We start from the raw sequence: 19,998 nt of genomic DNA on the forward strand, positions 1-19,998 counted from the left end.
CTCGAAGCTTGATGGGAACACGCATATGTGCATCCGACCTTTCCGTAACCTTATGATGCAAGTACTGCTTCCCCAAACACCCAGATCTGGTAGTGACAATTGACAGCACTCTTATGCGATAGTTACGCGGCGGCGCGCGTTAGTTCGCAGACCCGATGCTGGCGTATCGAACCGATCGGAGTCGACGGCGTTGGCTGCACCTCGGAAAACGGTGTAGGCTCTGACGGCGCGGGCCCGGAGCCATGTGATGTCGCCTCGACTCATCGATGGCCGGTTGACGATCCTGAGCTTTATTCGAGCCTGATGAACCCGCTCCTCGCGACTGGACCCTTATTTGGAGACGGTGATCCACTGCGACTTCCTGCCGCTGTGGAGATGCGGTCAACGAATGTGTATTCGTCATTTGAACAACTCGCCGGCCGACCAGCTAACCGATTGGACACGCGATATAGCCAGGTATACGGCAAAGCTGCCCGCCCACAACACTGGTCCGGTACGGTCGACAGCACGTTGCGCAGCCTGATGCGGCCTCACGAATATTGAGGCCAAGCGAATACGAATTTGGCGCGCACCACCCACTCTCTGAGGCCGATCCTTCAACTGAACAGACTACCAATGCATTATCATGCTGTGCGCACACGCATGCTCTAAGACCAATTTTCTGGTCGCGATGACCGGATTCGTTGAAGTCTGTACTTGCCCCGCCTATACCGCACAGAAAATACTTTGTGCCAGACTTGGGAGCGATCGGTTCCGTTTTTGGCTGCGCGAGGTAATCTCTCATGACTCTGTTCAGCGCCGCTCAGTGAGCATGTCGGCAAGCGGCCACAAGAGCTGCTTTTATGAATTGCCGCACGGCTTTCGTCAGCTTTTGGAAAGCTAGCCTGAGTACAGGGCCGTTAGGGTAAGCGAGGCGTGGTAGGGACAGCGCCTTACCAGAATGGGACAGCGCCGAGTCACGTTCCTGCTAACCTCAATCTGCAGCGCAGGCGCGGCAGGGATAGCGCCCGATGCAACCGATCGGCGCCGAGTCGCGCCCGCGCTGCTTCCGGCCGCTGAGACACGACCGCTTCTGGCAGGAGTGTCATGCGTTTCCCGGTGATAGAACCCCGGTCAGTTTGTGCCGATGGAGGCTGACCGTGTTGAAGTTAGCGGATACTCTTTCAAGTGATCGCTTGCATCTCCTCCCGTCTTACCCCTCCAACATTCTTAACGCTCTCATGAGCGGCAGCGTGCCAGCCCTTTTCACGCAACTTTTGCATGCCGGGCATCTCCAATTTCTTCACAACGCAGCGGACCAGCTTAGAATTACCAGACGATCTGACCAATTCAGGTAGGTGATTGGCAGTCGTACTAAGCCTACAACTTGGCAGCACCCTAGATGGGGCAAAGTGTCAGGCTTGATCCCGAATCGGGCAAGGCTGGCACGAAAGTTAGCGGCGCGTGGCAGGGACAGCGCTTTCCAGGGATTGAGCGCCGAGTCACGTCGCCGTTAACCTTTGACGTCGTTGGCACGGTAGGGACAGCGTCGGCTTTGAAGGCTTGCCCACCAGTCCAGGCAGGTGCCCTGCGATACCTCTCAACAATACCATTTGCGAGCACCGTGAGGGGCTTGACGTAGCGGGAGCAAAGGTGGCCAGCGGCCAGATACGCATGCGGCATCTGCCAGGAATAGCTCTTTCAGGGGTTCACTACCCGATCGCCGAGCCACCCGCTAGTTTCGCTAGCATAGCGGCTAGCAGGAGCAGCACCGGATTCTTTCACATGGCGCCAGTCGCGTCCGCGCTGCTCTCCGTGTTCTGCAACAACTCTTTCCTGACACCCTCCTCGCCCTTGGCACCGCTGGGCAACATCGAAGTCTCTCAGCTGAGTGACCTTGGGTATGCCGGCGCGCGGCGTTCGAATGGTCCGGACGACGCCCAAGCCGAAATCGCTCAGCTAGTCTCAACCGCGCGCCGAATCCCAATTCGTTCGGGCTCAGACATCATGGGCAACGATACGCGTGACCATCTGTTCGACTTGATAGTGGCGGATCCAATTCGCGACGTCTCACCGCTTGCCGTCGCACTATCGCCTGCGCGTTCCAAGTCGACACTGCGGAACTTTGCTCTCGCCACCAGTCTTGTGCAGTCAATGGCTGCTGCCAAAGTAGGTTACGAGTTGCCGTACCGCGTTTGATTTGAACTGGTCGTTATACTTGATAACCCGACCGGCGCGCGTTCCTTGAGCCTCAGCTAAGAGAGTTCGCCGTCGTGCCTCTTGAGCGGACGGGACACACCTAAAATGACGTATCACGGCTGATGGCGGCGTGCGGAACGTCCACAAAGATGTTGTACCGGCAGAGGAAATTCTCAGAGTCCAGAGAATCAACGAGATTAGGGTCGCTGAAACGCGCGTTCTGCGCTGATGCAGGCATAAAGACCCCTGTAACCTCGCCTGAACGGCTGTCAGTGCAATCTCGATGTTTGCGCCGGCTCATTTCATCGGAGCTGCAACTTCATTCGTTGAATGGAGGACCATCGCCTCTCTGAGTCAGCATCTTTGAATACCTCGAGGCCGTTCGTGCGAATTGGGCAGCGGAACCGAACCGCTGCCGAGGCAGCAGTTCGGGTGCGCTTCGGCCAGCACCCGGAAAACGTGCGCCGCCGCGAATTGATAGACGGTCGACATACCAGCGCTCGTGCGGGCCGGCCCAGTAGCGTCGGGGAGCAACGATTCGGCGACACTCATCGAACAATTAGATCGAAAACCTCCAATTTTGTGATGTTTTTACGTAGGTTATAGCCAGTGGTTTGCTGGCCATCCAAATGGCTGCCTTCGCGCATGAGAGCTCGTGCGCTTGTGGCTTACAATGTGCGGCGGATCCGCGTCGAGCGCGGTATTCCGCAAGAGCAATTGGCGTACGATGCAGGTGTTGATCGCTCCTATATGAGCGGACTTGAGCGCCAACAGGCCAACCCGACAATCGATCTTCTCGATCGCCTGGCCGAGACGCTCGGCGTTGCTGTTTCCGAGCTGTTTGTTCGGCCATCCAAGGGTGCGCCGCCACCCGCCACCTTACCTAAAGGTCGCAAGCCGAAGCCGGCACGCCGCAAAAGGACCTAGTCCTCTGACAGCACCGAGCTGTTGACGCAGATCTTGTGCGGTACTGGATCAATATCAATGCGCGCCCACGCGGCCTTTGTGCGCAACCCATAGTTGATACGCAGCAATCCCGCAATGGACATCCAATAATGTGATGGATGTTCATTCTGGCGCCGGAGCAGACAATGGCGGCTCAAGACGATGAAGTTCCTTTAAATGCCATCCGTGCTTTTGTGACCGTCGCACGCGAAGGCAGCGTCACGCGCGCGGCTACCACTTTAGGAACAACGCAGAGTTCGGTCAGCCGGTATTTGTCCGTACTGCGGGACTATCTGGGTGCGGACCTCATGGAGCGGCGTGGACGGCGCAGTGATTTGACTGAGTTCGGGAGGCTATTCGCAAACGCAGTGTCTGAACCGCTCGAAACCGTCAGCTTCACCGCCAAGAGAATGCGACGGCGTGCTGGCGCAGGAGTCAATCGGATTGTCGTCCGCACGTCACTATCGACGTTTGCTTTCTCTCTTCTTATTCCAAATCTGCAGGCTTTCTCTTCTGAAGCTGGTGGCGTTATCGTGGACATCGTCAGCTCGCTAGCGCCGCCGACATCTTCGGATCATTTCGATATTTTGATTACGCGCGACCTTTCCGTCACCGAACCCGCCGACAGTTGGGAGATCTACAATGAGGAGCTGGTATGCGTCGGCCCGCCAAATCTGGTCGCGGGCAGAGAGCTCTCGATTGTTCGCTCAACCCCGATACTGAACATCACATCACGTCCCGACATCCTGCCGACATGGCTGAGGGCCATGAACCTATCTCCAACCGACATACGAGAGGGCGCGCGTTATGATCACAACTATCTTGCTCTGCCGGCCGTCATGACAGGAAAATGCTTTCTTGTCGCACCGGAAATCATCGTCAGTGACCTAGTGCGAGGGGGCGCTTTGCAAATCATACCCGGCTCACGCGCTCCAAGCGGCATGCAATATCGCGCCTATGCCGTGGATCGCAGCGCGCACCCCGAGATCGCACGTTCTTTTTGCCGATGGCTGGTTCGTCTTTGCAAAAAGGTCGCACTTGCGCAGGCTGCCTGACGTCTAGCGGTGTCCCTCAATCCGGTACAGCAGGAGATCAATGCTCAAGTCGAGAGCGCTCAACTTAGTCGTCCGTTAAGAACGCGATTTCAGCGGTGAGGGGTTGCTCGTGGCTGCGATGAGGGTGGTCAGGATCAGGCGCCAAAAAGCTCTCAGCCAGGCGAGGATGCGGCGGAAGTTGTGGCCGACGGCCGAGAGGATGACGTTGGCCGCATCGCCGGCGCGGCCTTTGAGATAGCAGCGGCCGAGGTGACCATCGGTCTTCAGGTGTCCGATGATGGGTTCGATGGCGGAGCGGCGGCGCAGCTCGCGCTTGATGACCCCAAAGACGCCGCGCTTCTGGCCGGAGATGAAGATGCGGCGGGGATTTTGTGCGTCGTGGCCGCGGTATCCCTTGTCGACATAGGCCCGCTCGATCGCGCAGCCGGTGAGTGTCTCGGTGCGGTCGATGACGTCCCGCAAGGTGTGACCGTCATATGGTTATCGGGTAACGCCCTGGCGTGCAGCACGAACACGCCACCGGGAGCACGGCGGTTGTTGGTGACGATCGAGGCTTTGACACCGAACTCGTAAGGCGCGGCTGCCTTGCCCTTGCCGATGCACTCCACCTCCGGGGCGTGGAAGGAATAAAGCTTCCAGCCACGCTGACGCTGCTGTTGCGAGCGGATCTGCGAAGCCCGGCTGAGCGGGAGGACGAAGGCGTTCTCGAGCACAGCTCGACCTTCGATCTTGCGGCCGATATCGCGGATGATCCGGCCCAGCCGGCTACGCAGGATGCGCAACTGCCGCTGATGCCGCCTGAATTGCTTGGCATGGGCGTAGCGTCCCGCCATCATTGCCGCGGTCTTGGCGACGCGCAGATAGGACTGCCGCAGCTTGACCCCGTGCTTCCTCGCCAGGCGGTTGAGCCCCTTGATCGCTGCGTGCAGCAGCTTGGCATCGGTCGGGAAGGTGATCGCCTTCGGCTGCACGGTGGTATCGACCGTGACACGCTTGAGGTCCTGGCTGCGTAACGCGCCGGCTTCGTGCGCCACCCGCAAGCTCTCGGCCAGCAGCAGCTCCAGCTTGTCGCCGAGCCGCTTGCGCCAGTGGCTCAAATCCGAGCGCTCGTGCGGAAATGAATGCTGGAAGAACTCTTCGCCGGTGAAGTACTGGAAATACGGGTCGTGGACCCAGCGCTCGCACACCCCCTCGTCGGACAGGCCGTAAATCTGCTTGAGCAGCAGCAGCCCAATCACGAAGCGGGTCGCGATGCCTGGCCGGCCGTTCTCGCTGTAGAGCGGCGCGATCTCCCCATCGATCCAGTCCCAGTCGACCCTGCCGGCGAGCTGAACCAGCTCGTGCTTCATATTGATGATCTGGTCCAGCCTGGCCCGGAACAGATCGCCCGATCCCGTCGCCTTCTGCTTCTTCGGCCGCATCGCCCCCTCCGATGCGACCACGGAATCATGACTGGCGATTCGACGGAATCCTGAAAATGAAAATGCAAGGTTCCGATCCCCGAAGCATCAAAACCCTGCAATCGCAAAAAAGCCGGTCTGCCAGATTACGATTCCACATCAGTCACTTGGTCGCTCTTAACGGACGACAACTTAAGAAAACTAATCGAGCACAGTCGTCAAAGCCTACGGAGATGGCGCCGCTCTGGTGCAGTAATCAAGACGCCAACAATGAGAGATCTGAGCGCAAAGACTTTATCCTGTCCGACACCGTGCTATGGCAGCAGAAGAATTGGCAGGCAGAACGGAAGGCAGGCCGTTTATCGCGCCGCCAACCCTTTACTTGTCATCCCTGCCCTTGCGTTTGTTGAGCAATGCTCGCCAGCGAAGGCGCATGAGGCGCCGCCCCAGTTTAACAAGTCGAATGGTTCGGCTGCGTAAATCGTCTGTTTTCCAGGCGCGCTCGGCAATACGATGGCTTCCAAACAGGCCTTGCGCGATTTGGCGGTAGCTGTTTCCTTCCTGCCATCCATCCACTGCGCGCAACGCAAGGATTAGCCGACGCTGCTTCAAAGCAGGCAAAGCAAGAGGAGGCATTCCGAGCGCCCGACGCTCAAGGGCGAGCCAAAATCGACGTGCGGCCCCCAGGCGAAGCTCGAAATCGGCGTCGAGCGGCAGATCAACGACGACAGCATATCCGCTCGCCGGAAGCTCTCTTAGCCAAAGGCGATGCTTCGTGCCCCCGAGCGGCACGATCGCATGCCATCCATCCGGCGCACGGCGAAGCTCGCCGCCCGGCAGATTGTCGAAATCGAGCTGATAGCTTTTGGGCGCAATGCAGTTGGCCGCCCGTATAGCCAGTACGGTCGGCAGCACCTCGGGTGCCCAGAAGACTGCTTGCTTGTCGAAAGTCTTTTGCGGATCAGCAGGAAAACGAGAGCCCCCACTTGCGTCGGAACTGGCCCGCCGCTGCGCTTGAACGTTCGCGGCGAGATAGCCGCTTATAATCCTCTTGGTAGTCGCAATCCCGGCGCAACCACTCCCAGGCCAGGTCGGCAGCATCCGCCTTCTTCAGGCCGCTGTACGCTTCCTCAGATCTCCAGTCAGTATCCGGCATCGAACCTTTCCCGCAGAATATTCAGACGCGGCGAAATGCAGCCGATGATTGTGGCCATTTCCGGTTGTTTGCTTACCGTGTGCGCGCCTTGAACGCACTTAATCGATGGAATGATCAACTTTTGCGATTGCGAGGAACGACCCTTACATCCGCGCTGATCATTGTTTTGGCCAACCGCTACGTAGCAGATCGCGATAGCCGTGGCCCGCTAGCCACTTGGCCCGAGTCAGATGACTTTCGAACGTGCGTCGCGCACGATCCGGTTCAACGCTGGGGTCAAGCCCAAGCACAATTCGCGCGATTTCGCGCCAATCTGCCTTGTCCGCGTCCGCATCAAGCAGTCGCATGTAGGCAACAGCGTGCTCCTTGTCATATGACGTGAGCTCGTCGACGCTGGGCGCCAATTCTGCGATCTTCGGCTCGGTTGGCACTGCCTGAAACTCCTACCGACCTGAAAAATCTACCGAAATCGGAGCAACGATAACTAATCTCAGGTCGTTTTGGTACCTGCTCAATGGTCGCACGCCGACCTCCTTTTCGCGCTGAGATGGCAATCGCATATCGTCTCACATTGACCTGGTGGCTCCATCCTGCGCTTTCTCTTTTTCATCGTAGTCCACACTGGAAGCGAGTGCAGATGTGCCCTGTAACTAGGTTGTCCTTGCTGTTCTGTTCCTGGCGGAAGGCATAGGGGTCCGTGGTGACCGGCCCGGTCGCACTCTTGAAAGGCAATAACCAGAACCGGCCAACTGGAGAATATTCGTTTCCGTTTCGACCCTCAGTTGAACATCCGTCCTATCTAATCGCGGTGTCGGAAAACGCCGCAGGTACCTCTGAGCGCGATTCCTTCTCTGCCGCTAATGGCAAGCTATTGCCTCGCCAGAACGCTTGTGATGGTCAACGAGAAGACGGCACGCGCTACCGGCGTCTGCATCTCACCGTTGCCTGATTTTTCGAAGCAATTGGAGAGGACAGCCACTAACTGGGTGCGAGCTTATCGTAATAATCTGGCTATAACCAGTGGTTTCATAATCATCGGAATGGCTGCCTCTGCGCATGAACGCTCGTGCGCTTGTGGCCTGGAATGTGCGCCGGATCCGCGTAGATCGCGGCATTCCGCAAGACCAGTTGGCCTATGATGCCGGGATCGACCGCTCATACATGGGCCGCATTGAGCAGAAGAAAGAGAACCCGACTATTGATCTCCTCGAACGGATCGCCGCGACCTTGGGTGTTCACTTGTCCGAATTATTCACACAGCCGGCTAAAGGTGCAATGCCCCCCAAGCCGATGTCCAGAGGGCGCAAGCCGGCACGGCTTCGCCGAAACAAGACGTAATTATTGAGGGAGCCATGTTTCGGCTAACGCTTGGGCGGAATCGAGCCGGAGCGGCCTACGTGCTTCATGAATCTACAGCCGGCGCTTCCGATCTCCTGCTCCAGCCGATGTAGCCCCAGCACGGTTCAGCCTAGCGCTCCCTCGGAGCGGCCTGTTATAAGGCCGAGCATCTTCGAAATGAGGTTGCACCGCTCCGCGTAAACCTACCGACGGCCGCTTGAACCCGACGTTTTCGAAGAGCCTGTTTGGGGTCGACGGGCGCGGTTCGGGTGATGGCAGCGCCCCAACCGGGAGTCCGCGAGGGTATGGAGGGACTTTGCTATCCTGGTGCGCAAGAGCATGAGAGCAGATCCGTCCTCCAGAGCCTTCGGTTGGAGAATCAAGCTGGTGTGCGCCTCGAGGATGCGACCTTTCCGCTAGACGAAGATCGGGAAGGTGTGGTGCCCATGCAGTGGCGCAATTTAGGGCCTGCTGGAAAGACTCGACTGACGGTATGGGACACGTAAGACGCAGGCACGCTCGCGAGCGGGATAGTTTCAGCCAACGCCGGGCTCTGTGAATCAAGGCCATCCGACGCGTCGCGAGATGGTGGCGAATATGCTCTGAAAATGGGTGTGAGCTACGCCGGACCCGACTATCCCGATACGATGAAGGGGATGTGCTCGCCGAGCGAGAGCCAACGGATGCATCAGATCATCAAAAATGCAGCGTTATCGGTTTGACCGGCGAGCAGAGACGATGCCTGAAGATTGATGCTGTTGGGCCTGGAAGAAGCCTATCATGTGGCAGCTGCGGCCGTTAGCCGGTCCTCGCGCATAAGACCGGCCGCTCCGCTCGACATTGCAGGGCCGCAACTTAGTCTTCGGTCTCCACGCGTTGACGCGATCCGGGAGGTGCCGACAAGTCAGGCAGCCTTTGCCGCTCTTGATTTTGGCCTCTTCACGTGCGGTACGCGGGCGTTAATCGCAAGCTGGTCCATCCAGTGAGCGCTGCTGGTTTTGCTGACAGGGTACGGCTCAGTCGCGCGATTGTCCCAGATTACGACGTCGCCTGATTTCCAGTTCCAGCACAGGGTGTTCCGGGGCGCAATGAGATAGGATCGCAGCCGTTCAAACAGTCTTTGGCTGGGATAGCGCTGCAGGCCGACGAAGTTGTTCACGGAACGACCGAGCGATAGCATGCGTTCGCCGGTCTCGGGATGAACACGAACAATCGGGTGTGTCGTTTCGTAGATCGTTCCAGTGGATACGCCCCACCCATGCCGCTTGTTGGCTTCGGTGGCCCTCTCTGTCGCGGTGAGATCAGATGCGACGAAGCTCACAGCCCAGAGGTTATCTGCGAGCATCCGCAGGGGATCGGGAAGATCATGATAAGCGGCCGCCCTGCTCGACCAAGCAATGTCGCCGCCAAAAGGCGGGACCGCTGCGAGCCGCAGCACCGAAATGGCTGTGCGGATCCGCTCATCGTTCATCTGGTTGAGATGACCACAGGCGCGATCAGACAGTTCCTGCCGGATCATTAAACCGCCCATTGTGTCCGCCATTGTGGGATTCGGTATCAGCGAGCCGAGCCGGAGCACAAAACGCTGTTGCTGGGCATCATCGAGATGTCCCTGATCACGGAAGAAGATGACCTTATGCTCTAGCAGCAGCCGGTTGAACGCTACGATGACATCGTCAGGCAAATCGTCCGACAGCGCAATGTTCTTAATTTCGGCACCAAGCCGGTCCGCATGCTTGACGATGTCTGCTCGCGGAATGACGTTATCAATAGCCATAGTTCCATTCATAATGGCGCCTCTTTCTGTGGATGTCTAAACAGGCTCGGTGGCAGTCGCGTTTGGCCACAAACCCTGCAAAACAATCTTGATGCTACACACCGAATTGTCTGAGCGTGCGTCACTGCGCCGCTCAATTAGGCGGCTGAATTCTGATACACAGCACCAGCATCTTAGAACCAGAATCCCTCTGCGTGTCGACACGGCTAGTGCCGTTCTCATCGAAGGACACTCGCACGTGAGGCCACCAGATCGATTTGCAGCCTGATCAACAGTGCAGATCATAGAGGCAATCCATGTCCAGTCCATGAAACGAAACCAGCTTTCTTTTTGAGCTCGCGCAACGTTCGCCTCGTCGCAGAACTCATGCTTGGAAAATCCTCGAACAACGACTGCGTCGTACCTCATTCATCCCGCACGGCCTCATGCGCACGATGAAGATTAGAACTGGTATCGCGGCATGCACTCGCGCATCGCCTCGAAAGCAAAATCTACCCGAAGATGTATATTATTACATAAACTACTTCAACGGGTTCACGATCATATTTTTGCGACTTGGAGTTGTTCAATGCGCAACTTGTTTCATCAGCTGATCACTTGTTGTCATGCCTGGACTAGCGGCAGGAGCGCAAAATAAGAAGGCTGCAACTTCCGATGCAGCTTAACAACGGACTTAATCCCTCCATTTTCGAAATTGCACTTGGCACGAATGCAGGTGTCCCGGCGGTGATCTGCCCTTGGTTCTGCCCGGAGACGTAGATTTTCGTTACTGCGTGCATGCCGTATGGCTTCTCGCAGTTGAGCACACACAATGGAACAGAGCGCCGACCGCCCAGGAATATCGCTCCCCTGAGACAACAAGACATCTTTGCGCTCTCAGACTGCGAGCCGCAAATTCCGGCGGGCTCTTTTTGCCTCACTAAGAGCGACAAGACACTGAACGCCAGGATTTCAGATCAGAGGGGGTTAACTTCCTCACGATCGCACTCTCTTACTCACCTCTGATTGTGAAGCACGTAAATGATCACACACGATCAAGCTCCCTGAGTTCTCGCGTGAACTTTGCCGGACGCGGTTCGACGAGCGTTGGACCAGGCAGCTCAATACCGCGTCGGTGTTTCAGAACCATCGCTGCTCTTGCTGGTCGACCAGCTGGCTTGAACGCATCAGCGGCGTCGCCGAGACCTTCCACTGAAGGCGGACAAGTCCATTCTCGTTTTAGTGGCGGCGCGGTAACCGAGAGCAGCGCAGGCATTTTCGGCAACGGGGCACACCCAGCCCCCATGCAGCTCGTTGGGGACATGCACCGCCGGGCTCAGGATCGGCTTCGGGCAGCAGCATCGGCACGCGCTCACGGAAGTGTCGGCGGCAAAGGGCGTGTGAGCGGCGGCAGCACCGCAAGGCCGTATTCCTCGCCAACCTGCTGCACCGCCTCCGCGATGATTGAATCGCGCGCGCCCATGGCGAGCACCTTGCCCTCGAAGGCCTCCCCGCACAAGAATTTCCAGGAATTGGCCGAGCTCGATGCGGTCGGCGGCGATGCCGAGCAGGATCAGGTCCGGCAGATCGGCGGCGAGCACGGCTTGCAGCTCGCTCGCACTGCTGCATTCGCTGGTAACGAAGCGTGGTGCGCTGCTCACCTGCTATCAGCGAACTTCCGAGGGTTACCACAACCTTCAATATGTCATACCTGTCTTACTGCTCGACCCGCAGGAGGGGGTACGGCCGAGAGACTGCCGCCGGCGGCGCAAGCCTTGTGGCCGGCCAGCCCGCACACAAGTGCAGAAGCGCCCGGTTGTACATTTGCCCTTCGCCAGGGTACGGATGGTGTGGTGAGTAGGCCGGCGGGATTTCACCTCCAGCCTCGCGCAGAACCGGGCGTATTGGACGGAATGCGCGCCGTCTCTAATCCGCGAACAGACGCTGCTGAGCACGGTTCTGACCGAGCTTTTGTAGATGGCAACCGTTTGCGCTGCTGGGCTAGCTACCGACAACGAGATCTCATCCCGCTCTACTGAGCGCTTGTTAGGTTCGAGACCAATGTCGGCAAGTTGACGATACGCACGGTCAGACAAAGCGCAAAATCAGCAATTTCAGTTTGGCATGCCGATTGCCTTGTTACGACGTCATCACCGATCGCTTCCAAGACGACGGATAGGTAGCAACATTTAGCAGAGGCCCGGCTATGTCGCAGGCTGAGGTAGAACGGTTTGTCAAGGATCTAGCGAAAGAGGGTAGTCTGCTCGAAAACCTTAAACAGAGTGCTACAGGTCTTGCACCGATTGTAGCGGTCGGAAAGAGCCACGGTTACGATTTCACGCTTGACGAGGTTAGGACCTGCATCCGAGTGCCAGGCCGACACGAGTTGATGCAGCTCGACGCGATTGTCGGCGGCGGGCAGGATTTGAGCGGTGCGGGCTCGAGCAGGATTGTGCATACCACCGCGTTGGCTAGTTCCACGTCGGAGGCACCCACGAGCGCCGTGCAAGCCGCGGAAGCGGGCCGTGACCTCGTCGCCATCGTTTTACTTATCGTAGTTGTTGTCGCGGTCGCGGCCTGACATATTTTTTTCTCTGATCGCATTGGCTCGTCCTCAAGGAAACGATCCGGTGCGAAGAGAACTGAAAGCACGCCTCAGAGATCATTGCTTTCAGGCCTAGAGATGCGGCTTCAGGGCTCGCCCGTAACGTATGACGCAGACTGCCACCGAACACTGCCGACACATTTTTGACCGGCGCACCCCCGAGCAACTGCGCACGTTGTCACACGTCAAGCGCTTCATGGAGCGGCTGGCCGGTGACTTGGAGTTCCGCAGGGCGCTTTCGGAGAACGTTGATTCTCCTCGAGCGGTAACAAAGCGCTACGGCATCGAAGTTGACCCAATGAAGATGCTGCCGCTCTGGCGCGGCGGCTACCTGAAACACCGCTTCAAGCCGGAGTCTACGCCCTGGCCGCTGGCTATGATGTGGGACGAGTTTATCCGCGAGATGTTGCGCCATCGCGACCTCCTGCGCGAAGAGGGCGAAATGTCGACGATCAACCCTCGCTTTCATGCTTGGCGCGAGCGCCAGATCCGGCGCTGCAACGACGAATTGGGCGGAACGGCGGCGTCGGTCACATACCCCATCATCGCTTTCGAGCTGAGCGACGGCTGCACCGTCGGTTGCTGGTTCTGCGGCCTCTCGGCCGATCGCTTCAAAGGCTATTACGAATATAGCGAAGAGCATGCAGCGCTTTGGCGCGGCGTGGTCGGTATCGCGAGCGAGATGTTTGGTTCGGCAGCTCGTACTGGTTTCTGCTACTGGGCCACAGAGCCTATGGACAACCCACACTACGACCGCTTTCTATTCGACTACTATCAGATCACGGGCGCATTGCCACAAACAACGACGGCGGCCCCGCTCAAGGATCGCGCCCTCACCACGCGCGTGCTCGAACTGTTCAAACGCTATCGCACCGTGACGAATCGTTTCTCCGTGCTGAGCACAACACATCTCGACCAGATTCACATGGCGTTTTCGCCTGAGGAGCTGATCGGTGTCGAACTCGTCCTGCAGGGCAAGGAGGCGCTGACTGCAAAGGCTTTTACCGGGCGCGCGCGCGAGCGGAGCGAGAAACTTAGGGCCGCCAACAAAAATGATGCAATCGGCTTGCTCGAGGGCGATCACACGACGATCGCCTGTGTTTCCGGCTTTCTCGTAAATATGCTGCAGGGACGTTTACAATTGGTGACCTTGCCCCACGGGCTTAATCCAGCTTGAAGTTCGCTCTGGCCCACAACAAGGACCAGAGCATGAAGCGCAGCCGCTTTTCGGAAGAGCAGATCATCGGGATTTTGAAGGAGCACGAAGCTGGCGTTTCGGTCGCCGATCTGTGCCGCAAGCATGGCGTCAGTGACGCCAGCATCTACAAATGGAAGGCAAAATTCGGCGGGATGGAGGTGTCGGAGGCCAAGCGGCTGAAGACCCTGGAGGACGAGAACACACGACTGAAGCGGCTCTTGGCCGACGCCATGCTGGACAATGCGGCCTTGAAAGATCTCCTGGGAAAGAAATGGTGATGCCCGCTGCCAAGCGGAAAGCTGTCGCCCATCTCGTGGACGTCTACGGAATGAGCGAACGGCGGGCGTGTAAAGCCATCGGCTGCTGCCGCATGACGATAAGATACAAGGCGACCCGCGCAGATGATGCCGGCCTTCGCCAGCGCATGAGGGCGATCGCCCAGGAACGTCGCCGTTTCGGTTACCGCCGCCTGCACGTGCTGCTCAAGCGGGAGGGTTATCTGGTCAACCATAAGAAGCTCTTCCGGCTCTACCGGGAAGAGAGGCTCGCGGTACGCCGCCGTGGTGGCCGCAAGCGGGCAATTGGGACCAGGGCACCGATGATGGCGCCGATGGCCCCCAACGATCGTTGGTCGCTCGACTTCGTGTCGGATCAGCTCACCGACGGCCGTCGCTTCCGCATTCTGACCGTGGTCGACGATTGCACCCGCGAGTGTCTGGCGCTGGTGGCCGATACCTCGCTCTCGGGCGCCCGGGTGGCGCGGGAACTGGACCGCCTGATCACCGAGCGCGGCAAGCCCAAGACGGTGGTTAGCGACAACGGCACCGAACTCACCAGCAACGCCATTCTGACGTGGGCCGATCAGAGCCGCGTCGCTTGGCACTACATCGCGCCAGGCAAGCCCATGCAGAACGCCTTCATCGAGAGCTTCAACGGCCGGCTGCGGGATGAATTGTTGAACGAGACGTTGTTCACCTCGCTGGCCCAGGCCCGCGTCGCGCTCGGATGCTGGCGCGCGGATTACAACGACACACGACCACACTCACGGCTCGGATGGAGGACGCCGTCCGAGTTCGCCATCACCTGCAACCCGCGACGGGATCTGGCGCTGCGCTATGCTGAGGGCTCCGCGCCAGCTCCCGTCGCTACCACCGCCCAAATGGACAAATCCAACGACCGGGGCGAACTCAGGAATGGATAAAACTTGGGGGCAAGGTCATTGGTGACGCCGGTGCCGGGTAGCAAACGCTGGCCTCTCGGCTACCGCGTCTTGAGTGAACGCTTCTTCAGGACGCCTGACGAGTTCCGCGAAGGGCTGCAGCGCATGATCGACCAGCACATGCTCGAGAGTCCGGCTCCCGAACTGCCGATCCGCTTCCGCAGGGACCTGCAATACAAGCCCGGGGACCGTTCCTTTCATCTCCGCTCACGCAACATGGAACACCGGGTACTCGACGACATCGCTCCGACTTCCGTTGGCCATCTAATCGCGTACGGCAACTGCACAGCGTCGGAGCTGGTTAGGCAGGTCACGACTGACGGAACGAGCGTGCTCGCAGTAGCCGACCTGCTCGATCAGTTATACGCGGCCGGGGTGATTGAAGAGGACTTAGACGACAGCTTCGCCTGGCAGACCAGCTGACCTGTTGCTGCCCTTTCATCCGGCAGCGGTTAGAGTCTCGGATTTTGTAGGCCAGTGGGTCCGCCGGAAGAATTTCATTGTCGGGTTGCCCAGACGAACGGTGCGTGATGCCCCTGCAGTTCCACCGCGCTATCGAAAACATGGAAATTTGGAGTGCACGCAGCGGCGGCTACTCGTTCGTTATAAGCTTGCAGAGCCCGACCGGTCCTGGCTTTCGCGGAAGGTTCGGCTACGTCGCTTCGTGGCGTCCGCTTGACCAGAGCCGTGGCTCAATCAGAGTGCTCGGCTCGCCGATGCAGAGCTTCGCTGAGGCCAAGGACGCCTGCGACAGTATGCTCAATTACCTGAGAGACTGAACTGATTCCTGGTCGCTGGAAATGGGAGCATTTTAAAGATACTGCAGTCGCGCCGGGTGCTACCCAGGATGTTCACCGGGTCGGGACGTACTTTGTAGCGGTTGAGATTATAGCGGCCGATTTGTGCGGGCGCTACACGTTCTATCCGTCGGACCGGCTTGCCTCCAAATCGACCTCATGTGGATGATCTTGAAGATTATCTGCCGTCCCTCACGCCCGTCGGAGCAAATATGTTCGTCGAAGGCTCGACAGATTTGTTCGCGTTTCCCAATCCAGTAGCTAAGCGTACCTCAGGATCGTGATCCACAAGACGCCCCTAGCGAACGGCTGGGCCACCTACCGGATCTATCCACGAAATGATCACCACGATCCGTACACGGTTGCGAGCCAGAACAGTTTGATGACAAGGGCGGGACAGGTCGTAACACCGTAGTCCCAATGACTTCACTGATTTTGCCGTCCTGCCACGCCTGTTTGCGGCGGTTCCGCGGTAGTTGTACTGCCAGAACGTCGCGAAGCGACCGGCCGGGGAGCGTGCTTAGGGCCTTGGCGGGCAGTGACCAGAGCCGCGCTCTGGAGCTATCCAGTTACCTTGCCATTCGTTGAGTTCATCGATCTCAGGTCGCGGCAAATACCGAGGTCCTAGCTGCCTTTAGCGGAACCATTTGTCTCGGACCGCGATCGCTTGCAGGCTTACCGATTTTGATCCTGCCTCTGCCCGCAAAGCTCCGTCCGCGGCCGCGACTAGCGGCAAAGGAAAGCTTTCGGGCTCGCGCGACACCTCATTCGCCACGCCTGGAGGAATTTCGAAATTTCTACGTATTCCTGGGGGGATGTAAGCCCCCCTCAAATACAACGCCTTAATGGTCCCCAGCTCGCCTTGCCAGCTGGATTCGCCTAGACAAGACCTAACTACGGCCTCCAACGCAAATTGCACCTCGGGAGCTTCGGCAGACGGATCGTTAGCGACGTTCTGTGCAAGCCTCAGCTGCGGCTTGGGTGGAAGACGCTGTCCAACGAAGCTACAGACTCGAGAACTCAAGCTTTCAAACTCGGTTAGATCATAACTCTGGCTGGGAGAGGCCTCGTCCGGCCGCCGAACGTATGTGGAAAGAAAATAGAACTCACGGCTCAGGCTCGTCCATTCTCTGTTAGACAAATCGGCGAGCAAGCCATCAAGAAAGGAGGCAAGCTTCATCAATGTTCGTGGCGTTGCCCAAAACCACAACAGCAACAACCATCTAACCCGTGTATCAACATTCTCAACGCCGCTTAGGCGGTCGCGCCACCATTGATGGGCGCCAGATTTCAATCTCGCAAACCGAGCGGTCGAGACAATATCATCCGTGGCGCTTAAGTCGCCATCGCTTCCTAGATCTGTCTTAGACCGGATGCCCGCACTAATGACCGCGATTCGATCGAACGCTGGGCTATCTCCAAAAGCCCGTCTCAAGGCGGTCACCAACTCTATCCACGGGGCTATCGTACTCGACAGTAGTTCCGTACTATTATCGATAAAGGCGAGATACGCCAAGACAACCCCGCGCTCAGTTTCAGGAAGCTCATCCAGCTTGAGGTTCTCAGGCGTCGCAGAACGCGGAAGAAATTTATCGCGCCCAGCTCTAGACTCAAGGAAGGATCGCAGCGAAACAGCACCTACATCGAACACAGAACCGTACTGAAACGCGCCGCAAATCAATGCCAGCCAGCTGAGCCTATGGGGATTAGAGCCGTCAAAAGCGACAGCACTAAACTTCGCATCGAAAAAGATGAGCTTGCACGCCTCATCTACGTAATCAGACTTCTCCAGGAGAGTGAAGCAACGAGACTCCACGAACCGGCTAAGGATTGCCTCACTCTTTGTGGCGAGCAGCGCGCCCGCTCGGACCTCGTTTGCGGTTGCGTAAACATCTAACAGTGCACCTAGCCGCGCCCATTCGAGATGGAGCATCTTTGACTGCGCCTGCTGCCAATAGTCAAAGCGCTCTTCTGCTGTCGCATTTTGATTAATAATCTGAGCGAGAGCGCGACGCTCATCAACATGTTGCGTCCTGACGATTCGATCGAACAGAATAGAGATGAAGTCCGCCCTACCGCTTCGCTCGGGCAACACACCCCATAAGCCGGTGCCGGGCTCATCGACGGAAGCAAGCAACTGCCGAAGTTGCGGGTAGTCCGTTATAAAATTGACGACGCTTTTCACGCCAGGCTGATACTGGGTGAACACCCAATCACCAAGGAGCATCAGCGCGATCGATCGAACATGGCTCGTGCGGTCGTAGGGTGACGTCTTCGCCAGCTCGACAAGCTCATTCACCAACGTGAGGATCTCACCTTTGTTGAAACAGCCTCCGTAGAATCTTGTGACGTTTAACCAATATGGATTGCGAATAAGGGCGTTAAACCGATCGAATTTGTCACCCGTGGAGTCCCCTTCGCCCGACGGATAGGGCGATGTCTCGTAGAGAAATTTAGCAACGAAATACTCGCGCAGGGGCTGAACCTCAAACTCGTAAGTATCCTGCACCCTGGACACTAAGGCCCCTACTCGCTCGATAATCCCGTTGAATAGCGCATCGACAATCGTCGTATCTTCACCCTCTTTATCAAGATAGGAGAACAGCGTAGCCCGAAGATCACTGTACTCGATACTGCCATTACCGCCCGCCTCTGCGGCTGTTTGCAGCTTCCACGCTAAGAATCTGTGTATGTCTATAAGAACGTCTCGATTGTCCCTAACGACATCGCTTTTCTCTGATTCGCGGCTGAAGAACATGTCCATGTAAGCGTCGTACATAGCCGTGCGCTTTTCGGGCAGGGATGCACCACGATTATGGATCAAAGAAAGCAGTATCGTTAGCTGCATCGGATTCTTAGCAAGATACTGCGTGTGCGCCTCCTTCAGCTTCGTATCGAGCAGGCGCCGAAGCTGATTTTTCTCACTCTCCTTCAGTCCTTTTGCATGCATCCACTTCGATGTGTACTCGTCAACTTGGCGGCGCTCTAAAGGCAACAGCTCAAAATAATCCCATTGCTCGCGAGGGAATCGGATCGATTTCGCAAATGCAACAGGTCGGCTCGTCACGACGGTTTGTACTGAGTATCCACCTGCATTTGCCAGACGATTCACGCCTTTCGATATTTCCTCGACTAGACGTTTCCTAAGCTCGACGTCTGCAACCTCATCAAAACCATCGAGAGCTAGAAAAAGATGGCTGACTTTTGCAATGGCCGTCAGGTCGGACACATTGAACTCATGCCCCCCTGACGAGTATCTTACCTGGGCCGCAAGTAGACCTTCGAGCGACTTGGCCTCCTTTTCATCCAATTGGATAACTTTGGATTGGAACGGATCAATCCCAGAGAGCCATTTCGCTAAGTCGCGAAGGTCTACCCGGAAGGGTATGCGAACTTGCGTGGGCCTATGCGTTTCCGGCAAGGCGGCCACCGCTTCAGTCATGTCCAGCAATTGCATTCGCATTACCTGACAAACGTACTGCGTTACTGTCGACTTGCCCTGCCCCGGTGCACCTTCAAGAACCATTCTTTGAAGTTTTGAGCGAGACATCTCCTTGATGAAGTAGGAAGCCGACGGCTCTCCTTCTTGGAGGTGATAGACGTGCGCAAATCCAGGCTGAACCCAGCGTGTTCTGTAAAGGTAGTGACGTTGCACACGTTCTGACCCTTCGAGCAACTCCGGCGAAGGCCTCATCGGGAGATCGACGAACAAATCCGTCATCGTGCTTCGCAACTCTGTTTGTTTGAATTTAAGTTCGCGATCATCGTTGAATTGATCTATTAGATACGCCCGTATCGCGCTTCTCCGCCGCTCCTCATCTTCCCCTAGCTGGCCAGCGACTAGCTTCTGCAGAAGATCGGTCGCCTTTAGTATCTCTGGATAGCTCCACTTCAGGCCCACATTTAGGTCAAGACGACGATCAAGATCATCGCGCCACCAACAGTAGGCGTCGATGTTCAATTCCTTCGAAAGCAATGCATTCACTCGGTCGATGGACCCGGTGCCAAGATGCGCCGTGCCCTTGAGATTCGTGAGTAGGTAGTACTTGCGTAAACCCGCTGCGCGGAGCTTCTCCACCTTCGATTTCTCCGACTTCACGACCTGCTCAATCAGGTCACGTTCATCGCGAGTATCGGCGGGGCTCTTAATGAACTTCACCTGGAAGACGAGGAGGTCGCTTTCGGAGTGATCAGAACCACTTATTATTCTGTGAATGAGGTAAGCGTCGCGGCCTCCGTCGGGCTGACCTACTGGCAGGCACTGTACGTTTGGGAAACTGGACGTCAGGAGAGACTGACAAAATTCCTGAAATCGTTCATCGCCAAGAGCTTCGTAGTGGTACATCGCTTC

At 57.3% G+C, this 19,998-nt stretch carries 13 protein-coding genes and 3 pseudogenes; 9 read left to right on the plus strand and 7 right to left on the minus strand.

From position 1 onward, the window contains the following. Positions 1–1,764 precede the first annotated feature (1,764 nt). From P6U29_RS34595 to P6U29_RS34605, 3 genes are all read left to right on the plus strand, one after another. Entirely contained in the window at positions 1,765–2,178 is a 414-nt protein-coding gene (locus P6U29_RS34595; protein WP_407114693.1) for a hypothetical protein, read from the plus strand. A gap of 645 nt (positions 2,179–2,823) precedes the next feature. Further along, the gene (locus P6U29_RS34600) at positions 2,824–3,105 is read left to right on the plus strand and encodes a helix-turn-helix domain-containing protein (protein WP_128947477.1); all 282 of its coding nucleotides are present in this window, start codon (positions 2,824–2,826) and stop codon (positions 3,103–3,105) included. A gap of 137 nt (positions 3,106–3,242) precedes the next feature. After that, complete coding sequence (locus tag P6U29_RS34605; RefSeq protein ID WP_407114694.1) at positions 3,243–4,178, plus strand: LysR family transcriptional regulator; 936 nt, start codon at positions 3,243–3,245, stop codon at positions 4,176–4,178. 75 nt (positions 4,179–4,253) lie between these two features. Here the strand turns inward: P6U29_RS34605 and P6U29_RS34610 are convergent. The 4 genes and pseudogenes from P6U29_RS34610 to P6U29_RS34625 all read right to left on the minus strand — a co-directional run bounded on the left by P6U29_RS34610 (position 4,254) and on the right by P6U29_RS34625 (position 7,165). Continuing rightward, a pseudogene (locus tag P6U29_RS34610) lies at positions 4,254–5,599 on the minus strand (IS5 family transposase). A gap of 357 nt (positions 5,600–5,956) precedes the next feature. Beyond that, the gene (locus P6U29_RS34615; protein ID WP_407114695.1) at positions 5,957–6,493 is read right to left on the minus strand and encodes a DUF2285 domain-containing protein; all 537 of its coding nucleotides are present in this window, start codon (positions 6,491–6,493) and stop codon (positions 5,957–5,959) included. 46 nt (positions 6,494–6,539) lie between these two features. After that, a complete protein-coding gene (locus P6U29_RS34620; protein ID WP_407114696.1) occupies positions 6,540–6,734 on the minus strand; it encodes a transcriptional regulator domain-containing protein in 195 nt (64 codons plus the stop codon). A 158-nt stretch (positions 6,735–6,892) separates the two neighbouring features. After that, positions 6,893–7,165, minus strand: coding sequence for a DNA -binding domain-containing protein (locus P6U29_RS34625; RefSeq protein ID WP_407114697.1), 273 nt, complete (start codon positions 7,163–7,165; stop codon positions 6,893–6,895). 269 nt (positions 7,166–7,434) lie between these two features. Between P6U29_RS34625 and P6U29_RS34630 the strand changes: the two genes are divergently transcribed. Further along, complete coding sequence (locus P6U29_RS34630; RefSeq protein ID WP_407114698.1) at positions 7,435–7,683, plus strand: hypothetical protein; 249 nt, start codon at positions 7,435–7,437, stop codon at positions 7,681–7,683. A 107-nt stretch (positions 7,684–7,790) separates the two neighbouring features. Continuing rightward, positions 7,791–8,072: a helix-turn-helix domain-containing protein gene (locus P6U29_RS34635; protein WP_407114699.1), complete on the plus strand. Its 282-nt coding sequence runs from the start codon at positions 7,791–7,793 to the stop codon at positions 8,070–8,072. Positions 8,073–8,976: 904 nt separating this feature from the next. On the opposite strand, the gene P6U29_RS34640 is transcribed toward P6U29_RS34635, so the two are convergent. Both P6U29_RS34640 and P6U29_RS34645 read right to left on the minus strand, forming a co-directional pair. Continuing rightward, the gene (locus tag P6U29_RS34640; protein WP_407114700.1) at positions 8,977–9,849 is read right to left on the minus strand and encodes a TauD/TfdA dioxygenase family protein; all 873 of its coding nucleotides are present in this window, start codon (positions 9,847–9,849) and stop codon (positions 8,977–8,979) included. 1,271 nt (positions 9,850–11,120) lie between these two features. Next, positions 11,121–11,489 (minus strand): annotated as a pseudogene (locus tag P6U29_RS34645) (diguanylate phosphodiesterase); the annotation flags it as partial. Between the two features lie 545 nt (positions 11,490–12,034). Here P6U29_RS34645 and P6U29_RS34650 point away from each other — a divergent pair. The 4 genes and pseudogenes from P6U29_RS34650 to P6U29_RS34665 form a co-directional block, all read left to right on the plus strand. Beyond that, positions 12,035–12,409, plus strand: a complete 375-nt coding sequence (locus tag P6U29_RS34650) for a Nif11-like leader peptide family natural product precursor (protein ID WP_407114701.1) — start codon at positions 12,035–12,037, stop codon at positions 12,407–12,409. A gap of 130 nt (positions 12,410–12,539) precedes the next feature. Then, positions 12,540–13,610 carry a radical SAM family RiPP maturation amino acid epimerase gene (locus P6U29_RS34655; protein WP_407114702.1) on the plus strand — a complete coding sequence of 357 codons (1,071 nt, stop codon included), beginning with the start codon at positions 12,540–12,542 and terminating at the stop codon, positions 13,608–13,610. Positions 13,611–13,642: 32 nt separating this feature from the next. Continuing rightward, positions 13,643–14,832 (plus strand): IS3 family transposase gene (locus P6U29_RS34660; RefSeq protein WP_407114703.1). Its coding sequence is split into 2 segments (ribosomal slippage): positions 13,643–13,892 and positions 13,892–14,832, totalling 1,191 coding nucleotides; the frame shifts between segments, so codons are not numbered across the junction. Between the two features lie 18 nt (positions 14,833–14,850). Beyond that, positions 14,851–15,273, plus strand: a pseudogene (locus P6U29_RS34665) (radical SAM family RiPP maturation amino acid epimerase); the annotation flags it as partial. A gap of 1,008 nt (positions 15,274–16,281) precedes the next feature. Here the strand turns inward: P6U29_RS34665 and P6U29_RS34670 are convergent. Beyond that, the gene (locus P6U29_RS34670; RefSeq protein ID WP_407114704.1) at positions 16,282–19,992 is read right to left on the minus strand and encodes an NACHT domain-containing protein; all 3,711 of its coding nucleotides are present in this window, start codon (positions 19,990–19,992) and stop codon (positions 16,282–16,284) included. Positions 19,993–19,998 lie beyond the last annotated feature (6 nt).

Origin of the sequence: Bradyrhizobium sp. LMG 9283 (assembly GCF_045571415.1) — a bacterium.
Classification (GTDB): Bacteria; Pseudomonadota; Alphaproteobacteria; order Rhizobiales; family Xanthobacteraceae; genus Bradyrhizobium.

Coding starts and splice junctions, on each gene's coding strand:
- P6U29_RS34595 (WP_407114693.1), top strand. CDS start 1,765: ATGGCGCCAGTCGCGTCCGCGCTGCTCTCCGTGTTCTGCAACAACTCT.
- P6U29_RS34600 (WP_128947477.1), top strand. CDS start 2,824: ATGAGAGCTCGTGCGCTTGTGGCTTACAATGTGCGGCGGATCCGCGTC.
- P6U29_RS34605 (WP_407114694.1), top strand. CDS start 3,243: ATGTTCATTCTGGCGCCGGAGCAGACAATGGCGGCTCAAGACGATGAA.
- P6U29_RS34620 (WP_407114696.1), bottom strand. CDS start 6,734: ATGCCGGATACTGACTGGAGATCTGAGGAAGCGTACAGCGGCCTGAAG.
- P6U29_RS34635 (WP_407114699.1), top strand. CDS start 7,791: ATGAACGCTCGTGCGCTTGTGGCCTGGAATGTGCGCCGGATCCGCGTA.
- P6U29_RS34640 (WP_407114700.1), bottom strand. CDS start 9,849: ATGGCTATTGATAACGTCATTCCGCGAGCAGACATCGTCAAGCATGCG.
- P6U29_RS34650 (WP_407114701.1), top strand. CDS start 12,035: ATGTCGCAGGCTGAGGTAGAACGGTTTGTCAAGGATCTAGCGAAAGAG.
- P6U29_RS34655 (WP_407114702.1), top strand. CDS start 12,540: ATGACGCAGACTGCCACCGAACACTGCCGACACATTTTTGACCGGCGC.
- P6U29_RS34670 (WP_407114704.1), bottom strand. CDS start 19,992: ATGTACCACTACGAAGCTCTTGGCGATGAACGATTTCAGGAATTTTGT.